The following is a 20739-nucleotide window of genomic DNA, read 5'->3' as shown; positions in this document are numbered from 1 at the left end:
CTGCCCCTTGGCTCCATCGAGTTTCCGTGGCGATCGCCCCTTGCCCAAGCAGGCTTACTGGGCGGCCACTTCGCTGTTGCCGTGCCGTGTTCCTGTGGCCAATCCCAGGCTCACCGGCTGCGGCGAGGTGCAGCAGCCGGCCGCTTCGGCGGGCTCGGTTCCGCTGGCGGTGCCGCCGTCCGCGGGGGCATCGCAGGAACCGCCCAGATCCGTGGAGCAGACCCCGGTTTCCGGCAGATCCAGTTCAACCCGGCCTGCCCCGTCGGCATCGCCGGACAAGGCAGCGGCAATGGAGCGCACCTGCTCGTAGCCGGTAGCCATCAGGAACGTCGGAGCCCGTCCATAGCTCTTCATTCCAACGATGTAGAAGTTCTTTTCCGGGTGCGCCAATTGCTTTTCGCCGTGCGCGCTGACCGTTCCGCAGCTGTGGAATTCCGGATCGATCAATGGCCCGAGCTGGCGCGGGGCTTCAACGCATTCATCCAGGTCCAGGCGCAGTTCGGAGAGCATCTGCAGATCCGGGCGGAAACCGGTGGCCGCGATGATGCGGTCAACGCCCAGCTCCCGTCCGTCAGCCAACGATACGGACAGCCGCTCCCCCGCGCTCATCGAAGCGACGGAGACATTTTCCAGCAGTTCCACGTTGCCGTTCTCCACCAGCCGGCGCAGCGACGTGCCCAGCTGGCCCCGGGCTGGAAGCTGGTCAGCAGCTCCGCCACCGTAGAGCCGGATCGGGTTGGCCGCCCCGCGCAGGCCCCAGAGGATCCGGGTGTCCGGGAACTTCTTCTGCAACCGGCCCAGGGCAATGACGGTATTCGCCGCCGAATGCCCGGCGCCAAGCACCAGCAATTTCTTGCCCGCGAGCTCCTGCTCATCGGCGCCCAGCGGATCAGGCAGCCCGCAGATGATGAAGCCGCGCTCGCGCGCCTGCGCTTCGCCGATGGCCTGGATTCCGGCCCGGCCTACCGGGCTTGGCTGGTTCCAGGTGCCACTGGCATCAACCACGGCACGGCCGAGAAGATCCACCGGGCCGCCAGGAGTTTCGGTGCGCACCAGGAACGGGGCTTCATCGCGGTGCGCGGTGCGTGCCTTGTCGGCACCGCGGCCGTCGGCCAGCACGCGGCTGATCTTCGCCACGCGGTGGCCGTAGCGGATGCGCGGTGACAATTCCGGGTGGGCGGCCAGCGGCTGGAGATATTCGCTGACCAACTCCGCGCCGGTGGGAAGCTTGGTGATCCGCGGCGCTTCCCAGCCTCCTGCGTATCCCTCGCTGGGGGTTTCCAGCAGCCGGCGGGCGGCCGCATCGATATTGAAGCGCCATGGGGAGAAGAGCTTGATGTGGGACCACTGGGCTATTGCGGCGCCGGCGCTGTCCCCGGCTTCCAGGACAAGCACTTCCAGCCCGCGTTCGCGCAGGTGGGCGGCGGTGGCTAGGCCGATGGGGCCGGCGCCGATGACGATGACTGGAAGGTTCTCCTGCATGGGTTTCTCCTTGGCTACTGGAATTCTGGAGACGGTCTGCGCTTAGCTGGCCGGCAGCAGGTCGGCGATGAGGTTCTCAATCCGGGCACGGATTTCATCACGGATTGGCCGCACACCGTCAATGCCCTGCCCTGCGGGGTCTTCCAGCTTCCAGTCTTCATAGCGCTTGCCCGGGAAGAATGGGCAGGCATCTCCGCAGCCCATAGTGATCACCACATCGGAGTCCTTCACGGCTTCGGTGGTCAGCACCTTGGGGATTTCCAAGGACATGTCGATGCCGACTTCTTTCATGGCTTCCACGGCGGCCGGATTGACCGAATCAGCCGGGGCGGATCCGGCCGAGCGGACCTCAATGCGCCCTCCGGACAGGTGGGAGAGGAAGGCGGCGGCCATCTGGGAACGCCCTGCATTGTGCACGCAGACAAAGAGAACTGAAGGCTTTTCGGCAGCAGTCATGGGTGTTGTCCTTAGGAAGAAGTAGTCGAAGTGCTTACAGCCGGGAAGAATTTCCGGGACCACAGGGCCACGTAGACCAAGGCAACCAGGATCGGCACCTCGATCAGCGGGCCGACCACGCCGGCCAGGGCCTGGCCGCTGGTGGCACCGAAGGTGGCGATGGCTACCGCGATGGCCAGCTCGAAGTTGTTGCCGGCGGCGGTGAACGCCAGAGTGGTGGTGCGCGGGTAACCCAGCTTCAGCCAGTGCCCGATGAGCATTCCGGCACCGAAGACCACCACGAAGTAGATCAGCAGCGGGATCGCCATGCGCAGCACATCCAGGGGCTTGGAGATGATGTTATCGCCCTGCAATGCGAAGAGCAGCACGATGGTGAACAGCAGCCCGTACAGTGCCCACGGCCCGATTTTCGGCAGGAATTTTCCCTCGTACCAGTCGCGGCCCTTGGCCTTTTCGCCCAGGGTACGGGTCAGGTAGCCGGCCACCAGCGGAATGCCCAGGAAGACCAGCACCGAGGCGGTGATGGCGGCAATGGAGAACTCGGCGCTGGTGGTTTCCAGCCCCAGCCACGATGGCAGCAGCTGCAGGTAGAACCAGCCCAGGGCACCGAAGGCGATGACCTGGAAGACCGAGTTGATGGCCACCAGCACCGCGGCCGCTTCCCGGTCCCCGCAGGCCAGATCATTCCAGATGAACACCATGGCGATGCAGCGGGCCAGGCCCACAATGATCAGGCCGGTGCGGTATTCGGGCAGGTCTGCCAGGAATACCCAGGCCAGGACGAACATGAACGCCGGGGCCAGGACCCAGTTGATCACCAGCGAGGTGATCATCAGCTTCTTGTCGGCCAGCACGCGGCCGGTTTCGTTGTAGCGGACCTTGGCCAGCACCGGATACATCATGACCAGCAGGCCGATGGCGATGGGTACCGAGACCCCGGCCACGGTGAAGCGGTCCAGCAGCTCGCCCAGCTGAGGGAAGATGCGGCCCAGACCCAAGCCGACGCCCATGGCCAGCAGGATCCACAGGGCCAGGTAGCGGTCCAGGAAGGAAAGTTTTGCCGCCACGGGGGCAGTGTCTAGCGCAGGCGCGGGTGCCACTGATTCATCACTCCAAGAATAGGCATCGACGATTGTCGATGTTTTGAGTATGATGAAACATATCGACGTTTGTCAATCTCTGGCGCCAGAAGAAAAGAGCCAAGGCCCGTGAGCACAGCCACCGTGAATCCTGCCGGAGAAACTTCCCCAGTACCGGCAGCCGACGCCTGCTGCACGCCATCCCAAGGCGAGGCAATCCTCAACGCCGGGCAGGCCGAAGCGTTGGCGCTGCGCTTCAAGGCCCTGGGCGATCCCAACCGCCTGCGCATCCTGTCCATCGTCTCCGCCAGCGAATCGGCCGAGACGTGCGTCTGCGACCTGCCCGAACCATTGGGCCTCAAGCAGCCGACGGTCTCGCACCACCTGAAAATCCTGGTGGAGGCCGGAATCCTGCACCGCGAAAAGCGCGGGGTGTGGGCGTACTACTCCGTCGTCCCTGGCGCTTTGGAATCCCTAGGATCCAGCCTGGCACCCAAGGGCTAGGCCGCAGACCCACCTGGGCAGGGCGCTACCTAGAGCCTGAGCTCATACAGGACGGTATCCAGCCACTGCCCCGCCACTGCCCCTCGGGCACCCTGGGCAATCCGCTCGCGCCGGCCAACCTCGCGGAACCCTGCCCTGGCATGCAGCGCCCTGCTGGCTTCGTTGCCGGCAATGACGGCCGACTGCACCATCCAGTAATCTTCTTTCCTTGCCCGGGCGATCAGCTCGGCCAGCAGCCGGGCGCCAACGCCGCATCCGGCATAATCCGGATCAATGTACACGGAGTGCTCCACCACGCCGAGGTAGGCCGGGCGGGCCGAAACCGGGCTGGCCGCAGCCCAGCCAAGAACCTTGGCATCGGGCGCAACGGCCACCAGCGACAATGCAGGAATTTTCGCCGCGAAGAACTTCTCGCGTGCCGGCACCTCGGATTCGAAGGTGGCCAGGCCGGTCTCGATGCCGCTGGCATAGATGCGGGCGATATCCGCCCAGTGGTTCTGCGCCATCGCGGCTAAGCGGATCTCCATGCTTCCGGCCTACTTGGTGCGAAGGTCCGCGATGAAGGACTCGGCACGCTGCAAGTTCAGCGCGAGCTTGTCGCGCTTGGCGCTGGCACGCTGGGTGTAGTCATCGAGCTTGGCCCGGGCGACGGAGTCCTGCGGATCTGCCGCGAGCGCGTCCACCGCGTCAAGCAGCTCCCCCATTTCCTCCAGCGAGAAGCCCAGCGGCTTCATCGATCGGATCACCAGCATGCGGGCCAGATCCGAGTCGGTATAGATCCGGAAACCGCCTTCGCTGCGGGTGCTCGCCGGCAGCAACCCCACCTCGTCGTAGTGGCGGATGGTGCGATGCGACAGGCCGGTAGCCTCGACCATGTCACCGATATGCATCGAACCGCCCGCACCTTCGGTCTTCGCTTGATCCATGAAGTCCTCCGTTTCCTCCAATTACAACCCTACCCTTACGTTAGGTTAGAGTTATATTCGACGGCATCAGGTCTACGACCGCTCCGGCAGCTCTTGCCTCGTCTGCGGCGCAATGATGCCCATCCCATGAATTCTACGCACTGCACGTGCCCCACGCTTACTGGCTTGAAACGAAGGGAGCTCATCCATGAGCACCAGCACCACAGCGGATCCTTCCGCACTGAGTCCCACCGAGCGCCAATCGGTATTGCGCACCCTGAAATCACCGCGGCTGCTGAAAACAGAGGTGCTGGCAGGCCTGGTCGTGGCCCTGGCCCTGATCCCCGAGGCCATCGCCTTCTCGATCATCGCCGGAGTTGACCCGCGCATCGGGCTCTTCGCCTCCTTCACCATGGCCGTGTCCATCTCCTTCTTCGGCGGACGCCCCGCGATGATCTCCGCGGCCACCGGCGCCATCGCGCTGGTCATCGCACCGCTGGTAGCCAGCCACGGCGTGGACTACTTCATCGCCGCAGTCATCATGGCAGGCGCCTTCCAGGTGGTACTGGCCCTGCTGGGCGTGGCCAAGCTGATGCGCTTCATCCCCCGCCAAGTCATGGTCGGATTCGTCAACGCGCTGGCCATCCTGATCTTCCTCTCCCAGGTCCCCGAGCTGCTCGGGGTCCCGTGGCTGGTCTACCCGCTGGTGGCCCTGGGCCTGCTGATCGTCTTCGGCCTGCCCAAGCTGACCACCGCCATCCCCGCCCCGCTGGTGGCTATCGTGCTGCTGACGCTGATCACCGTATTCGCCTCGGTTGCCGTACCCACCGTGGGAGACAAGGGCCAGCTGCCCGAGTCCCTTCCAACACTATTCTTCCCGGATATCCCGCTGAACCTCGAAACCCTGCAGGTGCTCTTCCCCTACGCACTGGCCATGGCCTTCGTCGGCCTGCTCGAGTCCTTGATGACCGCCAAGCTGGTCGATGACGTCACCGACACCCACTCGAACAAGACCCGCGAATCCTGGGGCCAGGGCGCGGCGAATATCATCACCGGATTCTTCGGCGGCATGGGCGGCTGCGCGATGATCGGGCAGACCATGATCAACGTCAAGGCCTCCGGGGCACGCACCCGCATCTCCACCTTCCTGGCCGGAACCTTCCTGCTGATCCTGGTCGTGGCACTGGGCGACATCGTGGCGCTGATCCCGATGGCCGCACTGGTCGCGGTAATGATCTTCGTTTCCATAGCCACCTTCGACTGGCACAGCATCCGCCCTTCCACGCTGCGCATGATGCCCAAGAGCGAAACCACGGTCATGCTCATCACCGTGGCTTTCACGGTCGCCACCCACAACCTGGCCATCGGCGTCGGGGTGGGCGTGCTCACCGCGATGGTGCTCTTCGCCAACCGGGTGGCCCATCTGGTCACCGTGGAACGCCGCCTGGCGGAGCACTTCGGGGAGCAGATCGCCAAGTATGAGGTCAATGGCGAGCTCTTCTTCGCCTCCTCCAACGATCTCTACACCCAGTTCCACTACGCCGAGGATCCGGACCGCGTGGTCATCGACATGTACAACTCGCACCTGTGGGACGCCTCTACCATCGCATCGCTGGATGCCATTACGGAGAAGTACGAGAAATACGGCAAAACCGTTCAGATCGAGGGTCTGAATACCGCCAGCCTGAAGATGCGCGAACGCCTAGGCGGAAAGCTCGGCGGCGAGCACTAAGAGGGCGCAGGCAAGCACGGGCAGCCAGGCTGCCGATAAAAATCCGTGCAAATGCTCGGCGGGGGTTTTGAACTGGTCCGCGATAGTTGGCCCAGTTAGAAGAATTCGAACCGCTCTTGGCGCAGGTTCTCGCTTACCAGCCGGTGGCCTCACCGTTTTCCCGCGGCGCCTCGGACTCGATCTGAGCGCAGAAATTCGCGGTAAGAGCTGCAATTGAAGCCCATGCAAACTAGCTGGGTGCTGCGCGCCGGGTTCTGCGAAAGCTTTCTACTATCCGCACTAGGGAGTATGCGGTTTCCAAACCAAAAGGCCTGGCAGACGCCAGGCCTTTTGGCGTTGAACTAGGACTCACTGGAAGCATGGAAGCCATGCCTGCCCGGCTCCTCGCCAAGAGCGAGACTAGGTGCCCTTGATACGCTCCCACAGATCGTTAACGCGAGTCTCGATATCGCTGAAGATCTTGCTGGTCTTCTCGAATGTCACATCCTGCGGATCGGCGATTTTCCAGTCAAGGTATTCTTTGCCCGGGAAGAATGGGCAGGCATCTCCGCAGCCCATAGTGATCACCACATCGGAGTCCTGCACGGCTTCGGTGGTCAGCACCTTGGGGATTTCCAAGGACATGTCGATGCCGACTTCTTTCATGGCTTCCACGGCGGCCGGATTGACCGAATCGGCCGGGGCGGAACCGGCCGAGCGGACCTCGATCCGCCCTCCGGACAGGTGGGAGAGGAAGGCGGCGGCCATCTGGGAACGCCCTGCATTGTGCACGCAGACAAAGAGAACCGAAGGCTTTTCGATAGCAGTCATGAGTTTTTTCCTTAGGCAGAAGTAGCGGGAGCCTTGGCAGCTGGGAAGAATTTCCGGGACCACAGGGCCACGTAGACCAAGGCAACCAGGATCGGCACCTCGATCAGCGGGCCGACCACGCCGGCCAGGGCCTGGCCGCTGGTGGCACCGAAGGTGGCGATGGCTACCGCGATGGCCAGCTCGAAGTTGTTGCCGGCGGCAGTGAACGCCAGAGTGGTGGTGCGCGGGTAACCCAGCTTCAGCCAGTGCCCGATGAGCATTCCGGCACCGAAGACCACCACGAAGTAGATCAGCAGCGGGATCGCCATGCGCAGCACATCCAGGGGCTTGGAGATGATGTTATCGCCCTGCAATGCGAAGAGCAGCACGATGGTGAACAGCAGCCCGTACAGTGCCCACGGCCCGATTTTCGGCAGGAATTTTCCCTCGTACCAGTCGCGGCCCTTGGCCTTTTCGCCCAGGGTACGGGTCAGGTAGCCGGCCACCAGCGGAATGCCCAGGAAGACCAGCACCGAGGCGGTGATGGCGGCAATGGAGAACTCGGCGCTGGTGGTTTCCAGCCCCACGATGGCCGCAGCTGCAGGTAGAACCAGCCCAGGGCGCCGAAGGCGATGACCTGGAAGACGGAGTTGATGGCCACCAGCACGGCGGCCGCTTCCCGGTCGCCGCAGGCCAGGTCATTCCAGATGAACACCATGGCGATGCAGCGGGCCAGCCCCACAATGATCAGGACTGCTCCGTCGTCCCTGACGCTTTGGAATCCCTGGGCGCCAGCTTGACGGCCAAACCCTACGCAGGCTTGCCGCAACTGCATTCCAGGCGGCTGGGATCGCGCCACCCGGGATCCACCAACTAGCCGCATTCCCGCGTCCGCGCAGGCAGCTCGGCGAACGGCATCAAACGCTGCAGGTCCCGGCAGTGCCGGCCCGCTGCGGACCGGATGCGCAATAGCCCGTTTCAGGAGCCAGTGTCCTACTTCGGGCGCTCGAACTTCATCAGCTTGTGCGTGCCATCGCAAAAAGGCTTGATGGCAGAGCCCCCGCAACGGCATAGCGCGACCGGCCCTTTCCGGGCCTCGATGGATTGCCCCTCGGCATCCACGATTTCAAATTCTCCCCTGAGCAGCAATGGGCCCTGCGGGCAAACAGTAATCATGGCCGCTTCCGAAGCGCTGCGCCCCTCGCTCATACCACTGCCCCCGCTCCGGCATGCAACGCCGACCTTCCAGCTTCCCACGCGTCCAAGTACTTCGCGCCTGCCAACGCGTCAACCGCTGCCGCGGCTTGGGCTCCGAAGAGTATGTCGGGCACCAGATCCGGTTCGTCTTCAGCCAGTCCGCCCGCGAGGTCGCGGCCGGCAATTTGCTCATGGACAGCATCAGCTTCCACATGCTCATCGAAGTAATCGGTCAGCGGGGATTCATATCCCAGGCGCCGGAACCCGCGGGCATAAGCGGCCTGGGGTATTGAGGAAGTCATCTCGTACAGTGCCAGGTGGCCAGTGATGGCTCCCCGAAGGCGCCGGTGCATGCCGAAGAGCGAAATCATGTTCACTGCCGCCAGCGTCACCGCCGGTATGCGGTCCACGTACGCGCCGAAATCATCACGCAACCCCACGCCCTTCATGGTCTGCCTGAACAGCTCGCTATGCATTCGCGGCAGCTGCCCATTTCCGTATTCATCAGCCTGGATCTCCACCATGGCGGCTTTTGCACGGCCTTCGAGTTTCGGGATCGCCCAGGTATGCGGATCAGCTTCCTTGAGCTGGTAAATCGACTTCAGTATCAGGAATTCGCGTGCTTGGCCGGCAGTGGCCTTGCGCTGGATGAACTTCGAAACCGACGGCCCAGCATCATCAGCAGCAAGCTCGAACAGGGCTTGGGCCACTTTCGCGGAGCTGGGTTCCACGCTTGGAATCGAGCCTGCCGCCTCGCGCAGCGCTTGCTCGAAAGCCTCCTCGATCCGGGCCCGAAGCGAAAGGAGCCCGGGGTCCCATTCCCAGCGGTCATCGACTTCTTCAAATCCCCGATAGTGCAGTTCGTAGAGCACGAAAAGGCTCAGCTGCAGGTCCCCGTCATCCAGCACATCCGAAGCCGCAGCCAACCGATCAGTTGCGACCGTTGCCAAATAGGCTGCGTATTCCTCCGAGGGGTTGCACAGCAACGCATTGTTCAGCGCTTGGGACAGGTCTCCGCGGGGTACGGGCAGATGCATGATGCTCCTTTGTTCACGCTGATCGCACGGTCAGCAATAGTGGCAGTAGGATGATCGTGCCAGCATCCCCGGGATATAACCACCATTGGGAGGAAAAGCCAAGGTAAGCCCCTGATCGTGCTCCCCAGCTATGTTCTCGACAGCACCTTATCCCTGAGGAACATAGGGCTGTCGGCCGGCCAATCTCGACATGATGTCTTGTCCCAGCTTTTCCATAGCCAGTGGGAGCTGCGACCGGGATTGGGTTGGGATCATGATGGCAACCGATTAGAGGCAGAACTTACCGGAGTCGTCAGGGAGCACCTGTCGCCGCCCACTCTTATTGGCACATTCAATCTGGCAAGTAAGCAGGTCATGCCGTGTAAAACTGCCGACAATACTGGCGCCCAGAAGTTGCTCGCACCTCTGACAACAAACCCGGTCCAGAATCTTTTGCTCCATGTCCACACCCAACTGCTAGGTGTCGACTCGTTCATTTCCCCAAGATGAAAAACAGGTTCCCTAGGGCTGTCGCGTTGCCACTTTAGTATCGAGTAGGCCCGTCTGCTACTCCAGCAAGGGACCAATTACTTGGCATCAATCACTCGCTCGCACTTTCGAATAACGAACTTTCAGGGCCGCACTGGTCGTCAGGTCCGTGCTCGCTAATCAAGGAGAGTCATGCCCCTAAGCCACTAATGTCACAGCTTTGAAGCAGTGGGCCCGGGCACTTCAGAGGCACTGGAAGTTTCACAGAGTTACTACAGTTGCTCCATGGGCCCTACTGCGATCGATTATTCGGGATCCAGCGCTGGGCGCTTGGCAGGCGCTGTATTACGAGAAGCTGCTCCCTCAATACCCTGCTAGGCTCAAGATGCTGCCGACGTTGCGCCGCGTGTACGGAAGAAACATCCGAATTTATCTTCATCGATGGGAATATCTCATGGGCAACAGCCCTGAAGCAGCACTAGGTATCGCACTACTGACATCACTGGTCCGCCAAGACCGAGAAGCCTTCCTGATCATCGCCTCCGAGCTGGAAGGAGGCAACACGCAAGCCGTGGCCATCCTTGCACGGCTAGGTGAAGCAATGGTCGCGATGATCGCTGAGCTGCTGCAGATCGGCAACGAGGAAGCGCTCACACGCATCGCAGCGTCACTGGCCCTCAAAGCTGGATAGAACTCAAAGAAATATGTGAAAGAGCAGAATCTGACAGCGGAAGAACAGCGAGAGCGGCCGTGAACCTGAGTAGAATGGGGGTAATAGGCTCGGTCGGGTAATTTATTGTTCACGACGCAGCGAGCTCTTTCAATCAAGGATTATATTTGCCTCGCAGTTCTCTGCTGGACGCTCCAGCACCCACCGTTAAACCCGGTGATCCTCAAAGTTTCTTCCACGTCAAGAAGCTGGTCACCGAAGCTGGACTGGTCGGCCGCCGCCGCGGGCACTATCTCGGGTTGGGCATCGTGCTGACGGTGCTGCTAGCCGGCACCGTTACCGGTTTCATCCTCCTGGGCGACAGCTGGTTCCAGTTGCTGATGGCCGCAGCCTTGGGCCTGCTGCTCACCCAATTCGCGTTCCTGGCGCACGAGGCGGCACACCGCCAGATCCTGGCTTCGCACAAGCGCAATGACAAGCTGGGCCAGTTCCTGGCCAATATCGTCGTGGGCATCAGCTACCAGTGGTGGATGAACAAGCACAACAAGCACCACGCCACCCCCAATACCGTGGGCAAGGATCCGGACATCGAGTGGGACACCATCTCCTTCCAGACCGAGGACGCCAAGCGCCAGCGCGGCCTGCTCAAGTGGATCACCAACCGCCAGGGCTACCTGTTCTTCCCGCTGCTCACCCTTGAGGGCTTGAATCTGCATATGCATTCGATCAAGTACCTGTTCAAGGCCGGCCGGGTCAAGAACCGCAAGCGCGAGATGACCGGCATTGCACTGCGCATCGCCATCTACCTGGCGATCGTGTTCTACTTCCTGCCAGTGGGCATGGCTTTCGCCTTCCTCGGCGTGCAGCTGGCAGTCTTCGGCGTCTACATGGGTGCCTCCTTCGCCCCGAACCACAAGGGCATGCCGATGGTTCCCCAGGACGCCCGCATCGACTTCTTCTCCCGCCAGGTACTGACCGGACGCAATGTCATGGCCAAGTCCAGCTGGGGAAACCGCGTGCTCTCCCACGTCTACGGCGGATTGAACTACCAGGTAGAGCACCACCTGTTCCCGTCCATGCCGCGCGCCAACCTGGCCGGCGTCTCGCGCATCGTGCGCCAGTACTGCGACGAGCACCAGGTCCCGTACACCGTGGCCAGTGTCCGCGAATCCTACGCACAGGTGATCACCTACCTGAACAAGGTCGGGCTATCGGCCCGGGATCCATTCGAGTGCCCAATCATCTCCGGATACCGAATCCCATAACGGTCTTGCTGCAGGCACAGAACAACGAAATCAGCTCCCCTGGCAGGACTTCGGCTTCCCCTCACAGCAAACCGGCGAGATTAAGTGAGCTCCTCATGGTAGTCTAGATATTAGAGCCAATAAGGAAAATTGAAAATTCCTATTGTTCCTCCCTTGGATTTTTAATAAGCGTTTCCTCGGAATTTTTCCCATGAGAGCGAATCGCATCACTTGAAATATTCGTCCCCACTTCCGTGGTGGGGCAGTCGGTTTGAAACTGCGTTTCTATAGAACCTCTTCGACCGCTATTACATGCGTCTCCAGTGAATTCTTACTCCAGAACTCAGAATTCGATGTTCTGGCTCTCCAAGCTATTCATGCTTGATTAAGTTTCACGGGATGCAACAAAAATAATGGCTTCAGTGCTGCTACGGTGGCACAAGCTCAAATCGCGACATATCGCGAATTACGATTTAGGAATACACATGGCTACTGGCACTGTAAAGTGGTTCAACTCCGAAAAGGGCTTCGGTTTCATTGAGCCTTCTGATGGATCCGCTGACGTTTTCGCGCATTACAGCGCAATTCAGAGTTTCGGATTCAAGAATCTTGAAGAAGGACAATCGGTCGAATACAAGCTTGAATCCGGTCCAAAGGGACCTCAGGCTGCGGACATCCAGGCACGCTAAGCGCGTTTAGGCCGATCACCCCAAAAGCGGGGCAGGCGGTCGACGGGTTCTAACGGTCGTTGCAACATCCTGAACAATCAGGCGTTGCAACGACCGTACCTTTTTACGCCAAAGATCAGCACCCAGCAACCCGACACGGTCCTGAAGAGCAAGACCAACACCGGGCTAGACGCAACGCTTCGATCATGAGCCGGACTAACGAAAGATTTCAAGCCAAGCGAGACCAACGAGGGTTATATAGCCTACAGTTATATTCCTTCCAAGCACTTGACCGGCTCGTTGATACGCGCCGCTTCAGGCATCTGAAGCTTTTCCGGGACCTGCGCGGTCCAAAACGCTCTGGGTATTGAGTGCAGAATTACTTCGATCCACAGCTTTAAGAGGCGAAACAGGAAAGTGCCCATTCGCTATTCATTCAATTCTTCGACTCTAGTTAGCCCGGCAATCTCGTTCTGCTAAATGGATCTCTGCTCCACTGCTTGCGCAGGGACATCCCACTTGAAAACCTGCGAATTGCACCACATTGGGCATGTGTCCACATAAGGCGCCGCTCGGCGGTTGGAAACAAGATGTATTATCAGAAGAACACTCCACGATGAACACCGAGCGCCAAAGGCGAAACCCGGGGGATTCCGCGGCTTTATGCCGCAGAACTTCGTGGGCGGTCACCTTTCGGAGAGCTGCCATCAGCGGAGGATTAAATGAACATGCCTGAACTAAATATGCGCGCCATGCACCGCGTCGAAAAACTTTTGCATTGCCCCGAGGCCAGAACCCATCTCACTGCGTACGGCTGGATGGAGGGCATGCCCGTGGTATTCGCGCAACGCACTGATCCAGTAGATGAAGTAATGGGCTTCGTATCGGTCCATGGCCGGGCTGTACTCATGGTTCTTGACGATGACCAAACCGATGACCTGCAGCTATGGCACATCACGGTACCCAGCCCGCTGTTTCCCAAAGTTCCCCATTTGCCAGCTGGAACCACCATCAGCGAACTCTGCTCCCGGCAGCACACGGAGAAAATGATGCCCTTTCGCGTCGCTTTCTGGTCCCATAGCGCGGCAATCCATGAGATTCCCTGCTTCGTGCGCAGTGACTGGCCTGGCCAAGTAGCCACGTCACCCACCGATATCGGCTAGTCCGGCGGGGCAGCCAAGGCGGGCTGCTAGCTCCAGCGCCAGCACCCTGCCTCGCCGGTTCTCCTCGCCGGATCGCGGTGCTTCCACTGCGCTTCAAGCGAAGGGCCCGGGCCTCGGTTTTCAGTCCTGCTTGAGGAACTCAGGCAGCTCGGGAACTATCGTCACCACCACGTCATACGCTTTCCAGTCGGTTCCCTCTAGCACTTTTCGCGCTTCCTCGGATTGGGCCAGCGTCACGGTATCGGATTCCGGAACGATGAACGCTTCCGTGTGCTGGACCTGGCCGAGTTCGCGGACCCTCAATCCCGCAGTGCGAACCCAATCCAGGGCATGGAGCTGTTCCTCCATGGCCGGGATCAGCGGGTGCGGATCCGTGCCGTCGACACCTTTGGAACGGCGATCCAGCAAATCCGAGGTTGCGGACTTCGTGCTGTCCCAGCCGTCCTTGAGAATGCCGGCAGCGATCACCAGCGCCGCGGTGGAATCAAGCCACCACAATCCAACGCCGATTCCGGCAACACCGACGATCGAAGCAGCATTGGTCTGCCAGTCGGCCTTGGCCATCTTGGAGTCGGCGTAGAGCAGCTTATTGTGCAGCGGTTGGGCAATCTTGATTTTCAACCGTCCCAGCACCACGGCCGGTGCCGCGATCAGCGCCATGACCGCCATCATGATCCATCCTTGCCATACCGTATGGCCAAACAGGTTCATGGTTCCGATGGTCGGGTGCTCCAGTTTAACCAGAGCCGATACCGATTCGTACGCGAGCATCGCTCCGACGACCAGCAACGCCACTCCTGCGACCAGATGCCCGGCTCCCATGGACCGGTGGTAGCCGTAGGGGTGCGAGCGCCGACGAGCCCTCCGGGTGAACTGCAGTGATGCCAAAAAGGCCAGCTGCGGCAGGACTGAGAGCATGTCTTCGATCCACGCTGTGCGCATGGCCTGCGAATTTCCCACCACTAGTGCCACAAGGGTAATGGTGAGCGCCGTGTATCCGATGCTGATCCACTCGAGCTTCGCAGCGCGCGCCATGAGTTCGCGTTGCTCGGGAGGCAAGTGCGTTCCGGCAGCGTTTTTCATGGCATCTCCTGCGTCTGGTCCAGGAAGTACTCCAGCTCGGACAGGAAAGCATTTTCGCCTGGAGGCACGAGCAGGACTATTTTCCTTTCCTTGCCCTTGGCGTCAATGGCGGTCGTGTAGGGACGAGTGACTCCAGCCTTTTCCGACCACGGCGTCTTGGAGGTGATGCCTCCCGCCACCAAATCCAGCTGGCCTGCTTCCAGCTGCTTCACTAGCTGTTCTTCGCCACCAATGGTCCATTGGATTTCGGCACCTGCATGCTGGGCAAAGTCTTCTATGAGCGCTGGTTCGGCGCCCTGGGGTACTCCATCCCGGATTTCCACGAAATCCGAAGCAGGAGATACTCCGGCCCGAAGCGTCCCGGAACGAACCGTGTCCAGGGTTCCTTCGGGGTCCACCGGCACCGCTGGGAAGCAGGCTGTCGCCATGAAGACGCATCCAAGAGCCGCTGCTGCCTTCACTTGCCGGGTGCGGGACGAACTGTGCCGGAACACCATTCCTCCTGAGCTTGATCGGCCGGGTTGGCCTCCAAACTACTCCGAGGACTCGTGCTGCAATGCAACGCCCGGGAAATATCGGCGAACTCTCAGCTCGCACCTGCAACCTGCCGAAGGAGAATTCGCCCTGGGCTAGTGGATCCAGCCCGGAGTTCCGCCGGCAGGGATTCCCGTTCAATGACACGAATGCCGGATCGCTGCCCGGCCCGTGCCACAATCCGAAGTGGACAATAGCGCCGAGCACCAGTTGGCGCGTCCTATGCGAGGAGGCATCGGCGGCAGTGCAAGCCAAAATGGAACAAGTCCAGCAACGGACCAACGCGGCCTGGATCATCATCGTGGCCTCCGGCGTGGTGGCCGGCCTGCACATCTGGAAGCTCGCCCCCGCGCTGACCGTGATCCAGGACGAATTGGGCTTCTCGCTGATTTTCTCCGGCGTGCTGCTGGGCGTGGTCCAGGTAGCCGGCATGGCCGGCGGCCTGGCCGTTTCCCTGCTTTCGGAAGTCATCTCCCAGCGCCGCACACTGATCCTCGGCTTGCTGCTGCTGGTGCTGGGCAGCGCGCTGGGCGCCTTGTCCCCCAGCGCTCCGCTGCTGCTGGCCACCCGCGTCCTGGAAGGGGCGGGCGTGATCATGGCTACCGTCATGGGGCCGGGGCTGGTGCGCCTCCATGCCCCCATCCGGAACCTGAACATGGCCGTGGGGTGGTGGGCCGCCTACATGGGCATGGCCACCTTCATCGGGGTCTTCTCCACGGCGCTGGTGCTCCAGCACCTGTCATGGCACCTGTGGTGGGGCATCCTCGCGTTCATCACCCTGCTGCCGATTCCGCTGATCCTCAAGTTCGTGGGTGCGGATGAACCCGCCGGATCGGCGGCCCTGCGTGAGGCCGCCCGGCGCATCGCCATCACCGCCCGGGCATCGCGCGTGTGGATCAGCGGCCTGATTTTCGGCTGCTACACGGTGCAATGGATGGCAGTAGTGGGGTTCCTGCCCACCATCTACGAGGAATTCGGCCTGGATCCGGTGGCCGGTGGTTTGGCTTCCGCCGTGGTGGGCGGGCTGAACGCGGTGGGCGCGATCATCTGCGGAGGGCTGCTCCAGCGTGGCGCCAATGGGCGCACGCTGCTGCTAGCCGGCTTCGCGCTGATGTCCCTGGCATCGTTCTGCACCTTCGCCTTCGACTACCCGCCTGGGTTGCTGTGGATCCAGATGATCTGCGTTGGCTTCTTCTCGCTGGCCGGAGCGGCCATCCCGACCACCATGACCCGCGTGGTGGTCGATCTGGCTCCGCCCGGCGGTTCGGCCCCTGCCTCGATGGGCTTGACCCAGCAGATCTTCAACATCGGCAACTTCACCGGCCCGATGCTGCTGGCATCCATGGCCACAATCACCGGCGGCTGGAATGCCACCTGGTTGCTGACCACAGGCTTCGCGCTGCTCGGGGCAATGCTGACCTTGCTGCTTTCGCGCAAGAACTCGCCCTTCGAGTCCGCTCGGCGATCCCGGTAGCTGATGCCAGCCCGCGGCGCTTGACCACTGCACAAAAGGCTGCGGGAACTACCCCGTTAGCCAAACTTGCGCACCAAGAGCCCCGGCTATCCGGACCGGTTCCCAAGCAGTCAGGAAGCTCGTATCCAGCCCGGTTCATGGGATGGTCTCTAAACTCCCCCACCAAGGCTCAACCAAGCGACCGGGTTCTTGCCCATGGCAGCATCTTGCGCCGTGGGCCACCCCGGATCCGAGCTATCAATCGACTGATTTCGGCGCGGACTCGTGACGCAGCCTGCCGGGGACGGCGACCATCATCGGACCGGATGTCACCGGATCGGGGTGAATCTCGCAGTGCACGCCAAATGCCTCGCCAAGGCTCTGCGCCGTAATGACATCTTCTGGTGCGCCGGAAGCCAGTATCTTTCCGCCACGCATCATCACCACGGTGTCGGCGTATCGCACTGCCTGATTGATGTCGTGCAGCACCGCGACCACGGTTTTTCCCGCATCGCGTTGCCGGGCGAACAGGTCCAGCAGCTCCACCTGATGGGCGACATCCAGATAGGTTGTCGGCTCATCCAGCAGCAGAATGGGTGCCTGCTGGGCCAAGGTGGTGGCCGCCCAGACCCTCTGGCGCTGGCCGCCGGAAAGCTCGGCCAGCCGGCGGGTGGCCAAGGGAAGGGTTCCGGTCGCGGCCAGTGCAGCGTGGACCGCCGCTTCATCCTGCTCGCTATGCTGGGCCAGCAGCTTCTGATGCGGGAAGCGGCCGCGGGCTACCAGCTGGGCAACGGTGATCCCCGAGGGAGCGATGGCTTGCTGGCTCAACAGCGACACTTCCCGTGCATAGGCCTTGGGCTTGTAGGATGCGATGGGGTTGCCATCCAGCAGCACCCGGCCGGCCATGGGCTTCAGCAACCTGGCCAGCGCGCTGAGCAGCGTGGACTTGCCGCAGCCGTTGGGCCCGATGATCGCGGTGAATTTGCCCGCTTCGAAGGACGCATCGAGGCAATCGATGACTGGCTCACGGCCATATCCCAGCTGCACCCCCTGCACCTCAAGCCGAGGCGCTGGCTTCCGCGCCACCATGCCCGCTCTTACCGCGTCGGCTGCCTGCTGAGCGGGTTCGGTTCCCAATGCGCTCATGCGCGACTCTCCCTTATCAATAGCCAAATCAAATACACTCCGCCAAGGCAGACGGTCACAATGCCGACCGGCAGCTGGATCGGCATGAAAGCTATGCGTGCCACGGTGTCCGCCGACACCAGCAGCAACGCTCCGAAGCATCCAGCCGGAACGAGGTCCAGCTCGGCACGGCCGCTGAGCCGGGCCGAGATCTGCGGGGCCACCAGGGCCACGAAGGCGATCGGCCCAGCCGCCGCGGTGGCCACCGCCACGAGGCCAACTCCTACAACCACCATCGACGCGCGCACCAGCTTGGCATTCACGCCCAGCGAAATGGCCAGCGGATCCCCGCATTCCAGGATCCGGGCATGGCGTTGCAGCAGAACCGCGGCAAGCGTGAAAATGCCAATGCCCAGCAGCGAAGGACCCACTACGGCATTGCCGACCGAGTTCAGCGAACCAGCACCCCATACCGCTGCAGACATGGCTACCTGGCGTTGAGCTGCCAACAGCATGAACGTGTTGGCCGAGGCCAGCATGGCGCCAACGCCAATACCGACCACAATGAGCCGGAACCCTGTGGTCCCGTTGCGGCTGGCGATCATGAAAACCAATGCCGCGGCCGCCAGGCCTCCGGCAATGGAACCCACGGCAATCTGTGCGGCACTCGCGGTGGTGAAAAGCATCAGCGCCAGCGCCGCGGTGTAAGCCCCCGAACTGAAGCCAATCACGTCCGGGCTGCCCAGGGGGTTCCGGGTCAACGATTGGAAGAGTGCACCAGAGATTCCGAGGGCGAATCCGAATGCCAGTGCCAGGACCACCCGGGTCAGCCGCCAGTCGCGGACCACCACTTCATAACGGTGCTCGGAGTTTCCCAGCAGCGCGGGAATCACCTGGTCCATCGGCACACGCACATCCCCGAGGGCCAGGGATATGAGCCCAACCAGCAGCCCGCACAGGGCCAGGGCCGTACCCACCAGCAGCGAGGTGCGATCAAGCCGCCAACTCCAACGGCCACGACCGATCCGCACTTCCCGTCGTCCGGTTGGCACCTGGCACCCTTGCACACGCGCACCGGCTGCCTCAGCCGGTGCTGGGATCAGGGGCTTGAGGCTCATAGGGTACTCGCGTTCTTGCGCCGGGCCAAGGCCAAGAGCACAGGTGCACCGGCAAAGGCTGTGATGATTCCCGCCGAGACCTCCGCATTGGGCAGGATCACCCGGCCCAGGATGTCGGAACCAAGCAGCAGCACAGGGGCCAGGACGATGGTGAAAATCAGGATCCAGCCCTGTTGCACGCCAAACAGCCAGCGCACCACGTGCGGAATCATGAGTCCGACGAAACCAATCGGGCCTGCCAGCGCGGTTGCCGCGCCGCAGAGCAATGTCACCGCGGCGATGACCGCGATCCGCACCGGGGCGATGCGCACGCCCAGCGCCTTGGCCGGAGCATCCCCCAGGGCAATCGCATTCAGCGACCCGGCGCAGCACAGCGCGATGGCAAGGCCCACTGCCACGAAGGGGACAATCAGCAGCACTGCTGGAAGCTCGTGGCCGTTGAGATTTCCTGCGGTGTATACCCGCATCATGTCGAAAATCTGCGGACGCAGCAGCACCAGCGCGGTGGTGATCCCCGACAGCACCGCGCCGAAGGCCACACCAGCCAGCACCAAGGTCGACGGGTCGGCGGCGCGTCCTCCCTTGGAGAGGGTTAATCCGTATACCGCCAAGGTTGCGGCGAGCGCACCGCCCAAGGCCCACCAGATGGCACCGAGCACACTCAGCGAACCGAAAGCAAAACTTGCCATCACCAAGGAGAATTGGGCTCCGGCGTTGACGCCCAGGATGCCTGGATCCGCCAGCGGGTTGCGGGTCAGCGCCTGGATCAGGGCCCCGGCTACGCCCAACGCGACCCCGGCCAGAACGCCCAGGACCGTACGTGGAACCCGCAACTGCCGGATGACCTGCGCCTCATCGGTATTGAAGGAGGGATTGGTGATGGTCTGCCAGGCCACGGACAGGTCGATCTGGCGGCTGCCGAAGGCCAGCGAGCACAGCACCGTGAACGCCAACAGGGCAATCAGGCCGGCAAGCCATACCAGCTTGGCTCCCGGTGAACCCACCAGCACCCGGTGCCGTTGGTCCGCATCGGTACCGGCCGCGCTGCCCGGTGGTGCTGCGCCGGGTGGGGCCAGCAACAGCCCGGGGTCCCGTGTGGTTGCCACCGTGCTCAGAGCCCCAGGCGTGCAAGTTCGGACTCGTATGCGATCAATGCCTCGTCGTGGTCTTCGAAGCTGTCCCAGAGGGCATCAAGGGCCTCCTTTATACCGGCATCCAAGGCATCCCACTGGGCACGCCACTTCTCGGCTTGCTCGACCCAGTAGCCAATCACCTTGTATTGGGTGCTTGGCCACCGCAGTTCCCGGTGCAGCATCTTGCGGATCTCACGCAGCGCAGCGGATTGCCCGGCCACCCAGACGTACGGGCGGGTTTCCGATCCGGCCGCCGCCTCAACCGCCTTGCGTGCCACCTTGGGCAACACGCTGGGGGCCACGCCGTTTCCGGCCACAATCCACTGCACGCCCAGGTTCGGCAAACCCGACAGGTCCAGGCGCGAGGCCTCATCCGGGATCTCCACCACCAGCTCGGTGCGCACCTGTTCACCGGTCAGTTCCACCAGCCGTACCGCGGCCGGCAGCCCGGTCAGGTCGCAGATCAGCACCTGCGAGGTTGCTTCCGGCGGGCAATCGTACAGCCCGGTCGGTGAGTTCAAGCCGATCCGGTCTCCTGGTTCGGCGGCCAGTGCCCACGCGGCGGCAATGCCTCCGTCATGGACCACGAAATCGATATCGATCCACCCCTCGCCGCAGTCGCGGATGGTGTAGGTGCGCATTGGCGCGTCCGGCTGCCCCGGAGGCGTGCGCCAGGTATCCCCATCGGCTACCGGAAGGCACAGCAGGCTGCGGTCCTCGGTATGCGGGAAAAACAGGCGAACATATTCGTCGCCGACCCCCGTGCTGGTGAAGCCCTGCACCGCGAAGCGCAGCCGCTTCAGCGTAGGCGAGAGCAGGCGGGTGGATTGCACGGTTGCTTCAAAAATTTCCATGAAAGGATCCTGAATCTGGGGGCGTCGGCTGCTTGAAGTGCGAAC

Annotated in this window: 21 protein-coding genes and 1 pseudogene; 7 read left to right on the top strand and 15 right to left on the bottom strand. The window is 62.0% G+C overall.

The genetic code is table 11. The annotated features are described in order from the left end of the window. Positions 1-54: 54 nt before the first annotated feature. The 3 genes from AC1Z36_RS04225 to arsB (AC1Z36_RS04215) are packed head-to-tail and all read right to left on the bottom strand — an operon-like array spanning position 55 to position 3005. Complete coding sequence (locus AC1Z36_RS04225) at positions 55-1482, bottom strand: FAD-dependent oxidoreductase (RefSeq protein WP_483561718.1); 1428 nt, start codon at positions 1480-1482, stop codon at positions 55-57. 42 nt (positions 1483-1524) lie between these two features. Then, complete coding sequence (locus AC1Z36_RS04220) at positions 1525-1938, bottom strand: arsenate reductase ArsC (RefSeq protein WP_426736095.1); 414 nt, start codon at positions 1936-1938, stop codon at positions 1525-1527. A gap of 11 nt (positions 1939-1949) precedes the next feature. Beyond that, positions 1950-3005, bottom strand: coding sequence for an ACR3 family arsenite efflux transporter (gene arsB, locus AC1Z36_RS04215; protein ID WP_426736093.1), 1056 nt, complete (start codon positions 3003-3005; stop codon positions 1950-1952). A 141-nt stretch (positions 3006-3146) separates the two neighbouring features. Between arsB (AC1Z36_RS04215) and AC1Z36_RS04210 the strand changes: the two genes are divergently transcribed. Further along, entirely contained in the window at positions 3147-3521 is a 375-nt protein-coding gene (locus AC1Z36_RS04210; RefSeq protein ID WP_332489430.1) for an ArsR/SmtB family transcription factor, read from the top strand. 29 nt (positions 3522-3550) lie between these two features. Here AC1Z36_RS04210 and AC1Z36_RS04205 read toward each other — a convergent pair whose 3' ends face one another. Together AC1Z36_RS04205 and AC1Z36_RS04200 are read right to left on the bottom strand one after the other, a co-directional pair. After that, on the bottom strand, positions 3551-4048 hold the full coding sequence (locus AC1Z36_RS04205) for a GNAT family N-acetyltransferase (RefSeq protein WP_426736090.1): 498 nt from the start codon (positions 4046-4048) through the stop codon (positions 3551-3553). A 9-nt stretch (positions 4049-4057) separates the two neighbouring features. Further along, the gene (locus AC1Z36_RS04200) at positions 4058-4447 is read right to left on the bottom strand and encodes a MerR family transcriptional regulator (RefSeq protein ID WP_286172296.1); all 390 of its coding nucleotides are present in this window, start codon (positions 4445-4447) and stop codon (positions 4058-4060) included. 187 nt (positions 4448-4634) lie between these two features. Between AC1Z36_RS04200 and AC1Z36_RS04195 the strand changes: the two genes are divergently transcribed. Continuing rightward, the gene (locus tag AC1Z36_RS04195; protein ID WP_426736089.1) at positions 4635-6158 is read left to right on the top strand and encodes a SulP family inorganic anion transporter; all 1524 of its coding nucleotides are present in this window, start codon (positions 4635-4637) and stop codon (positions 6156-6158) included. Between the two features lie 399 nt (positions 6159-6557). Here the strand turns inward: AC1Z36_RS04195 and AC1Z36_RS04190 are convergent, their stop codons facing one another. The 4 genes and pseudogenes from AC1Z36_RS04190 to AC1Z36_RS04175 all read right to left on the bottom strand — a co-directional run bounded on the left by AC1Z36_RS04190 (position 6558) and on the right by AC1Z36_RS04175 (position 9181). Then, positions 6558-6968, bottom strand: a complete 411-nt coding sequence (locus tag AC1Z36_RS04190) for an arsenate reductase ArsC (protein WP_483561717.1) — start codon at positions 6966-6968, stop codon at positions 6558-6560. Positions 6969-6979: 11 nt separating this feature from the next. Then, a pseudogene (gene arsB, locus AC1Z36_RS04185) lies at positions 6980-7698 on the bottom strand (ACR3 family arsenite efflux transporter); the annotation flags it as partial. Positions 7699-7940: 242 nt separating this feature from the next. Further along, positions 7941-8156, bottom strand: coding sequence for a CDGSH iron-sulfur domain-containing protein (locus tag AC1Z36_RS04180; protein ID WP_133834746.1), 216 nt, complete (start codon positions 8154-8156; stop codon positions 7941-7943). Further along, positions 8153-9181 (bottom strand): iron-containing redox enzyme family protein, encoded by a 1029-nt coding sequence (locus AC1Z36_RS04175; protein WP_426736086.1) that lies wholly within the window; start codon positions 9179-9181, stop codon positions 8153-8155. Before AC1Z36_RS04175 ends, AC1Z36_RS04180 begins: the two co-directional genes overlap by 4 nt. A gap of 922 nt (positions 9182-10103) precedes the next feature. Between AC1Z36_RS04175 and AC1Z36_RS04170 the strand changes: the two genes are divergently transcribed. The 4 genes from AC1Z36_RS04170 to AC1Z36_RS04155 all read left to right on the top strand — a co-directional run bounded on the left by AC1Z36_RS04170 (position 10104) and on the right by AC1Z36_RS04155 (position 13394). Next, positions 10104-10340: a hypothetical protein gene (locus tag AC1Z36_RS04170; RefSeq protein ID WP_105658704.1), complete on the top strand. Its 237-nt coding sequence runs from the start codon at positions 10104-10106 to the stop codon at positions 10338-10340. Positions 10341-10486: 146 nt separating this feature from the next. Further along, complete coding sequence (locus tag AC1Z36_RS04165; RefSeq protein WP_426736084.1) at positions 10487-11584, top strand: fatty acid desaturase family protein; 1098 nt, start codon at positions 10487-10489, stop codon at positions 11582-11584. A 464-nt stretch (positions 11585-12048) separates the two neighbouring features. Continuing rightward, positions 12049-12252, top strand: a complete 204-nt coding sequence (locus AC1Z36_RS04160; RefSeq protein ID WP_105658961.1) for a cold-shock protein — start codon at positions 12049-12051, stop codon at positions 12250-12252. 707 nt (positions 12253-12959) lie between these two features. Further along, positions 12960-13394: a hypothetical protein gene (locus tag AC1Z36_RS04155; protein WP_426736082.1), complete on the top strand. Its 435-nt coding sequence runs from the start codon at positions 12960-12962 to the stop codon at positions 13392-13394. Positions 13395-13514: 120 nt separating this feature from the next. Here the strand turns inward: AC1Z36_RS04155 and AC1Z36_RS04150 are convergent, their stop codons facing one another. Continuing rightward, the gene (locus AC1Z36_RS04150) at positions 13515-14477 is read right to left on the bottom strand and encodes a cation diffusion facilitator family transporter (protein ID WP_332489439.1); all 963 of its coding nucleotides are present in this window, start codon (positions 14475-14477) and stop codon (positions 13515-13517) included. Further along, positions 14474-14905, bottom strand: coding sequence for a transporter substrate-binding domain-containing protein (locus AC1Z36_RS04145; RefSeq protein WP_332727624.1), 432 nt, complete (start codon positions 14903-14905; stop codon positions 14474-14476). The genes AC1Z36_RS04150 and AC1Z36_RS04145 overlap by 4 nt, the downstream gene beginning before the upstream one ends. Before the next feature lie 350 nt (positions 14906-15255). Between AC1Z36_RS04145 and AC1Z36_RS04140 the strand changes: the two genes are divergently transcribed. Continuing rightward, positions 15256-16485 (top strand): MFS transporter, encoded by a 1230-nt coding sequence (locus tag AC1Z36_RS04140; RefSeq protein ID WP_388025859.1) that lies wholly within the window; start codon positions 15256-15258, stop codon positions 16483-16485. A gap of 237 nt (positions 16486-16722) precedes the next feature. On the opposite strand, the gene AC1Z36_RS04135 is transcribed toward AC1Z36_RS04140, so the two are convergent. The 4 genes from AC1Z36_RS04135 to AC1Z36_RS04120 are packed head-to-tail and all read right to left on the bottom strand — an operon-like array spanning position 16723 to position 20694. After that, on the bottom strand, positions 16723-17610 hold the full coding sequence (locus AC1Z36_RS04135; protein ID WP_286134397.1) for an ABC transporter ATP-binding protein: 888 nt from the start codon (positions 17608-17610) through the stop codon (positions 16723-16725). Then, positions 17607-18707 carry a FecCD family ABC transporter permease gene (locus tag AC1Z36_RS04130; protein WP_426736079.1) on the bottom strand — a complete coding sequence of 367 codons (1101 nt, stop codon included), beginning with the start codon at positions 18705-18707 and terminating at the stop codon, positions 17607-17609. Before AC1Z36_RS04130 ends, AC1Z36_RS04135 begins: the two co-directional genes overlap by 4 nt. Next, positions 18704-19813 (bottom strand): FecCD family ABC transporter permease, encoded by a 1110-nt coding sequence (locus AC1Z36_RS04125; RefSeq protein WP_105662362.1) that lies wholly within the window; start codon positions 19811-19813, stop codon positions 18704-18706. The genes AC1Z36_RS04130 and AC1Z36_RS04125 overlap by 4 nt, the downstream gene beginning before the upstream one ends. Positions 19814-19818: 5 nt before the next feature. Further along, positions 19819-20694 carry a siderophore-interacting protein gene (locus tag AC1Z36_RS04120; protein ID WP_105658956.1) on the bottom strand — a complete coding sequence of 292 codons (876 nt, stop codon included), beginning with the start codon at positions 20692-20694 and terminating at the stop codon, positions 19819-19821. Positions 20695-20739 lie beyond the last annotated feature (45 nt).

The sequence above is a fragment of the Glutamicibacter sp. BS14 genome, from assembly GCF_056934375.1.
The sequence above is the reverse complement of the archived record's forward strand: the minus strand, read 5'-3'. Positions and strand labels throughout refer to the sequence as shown.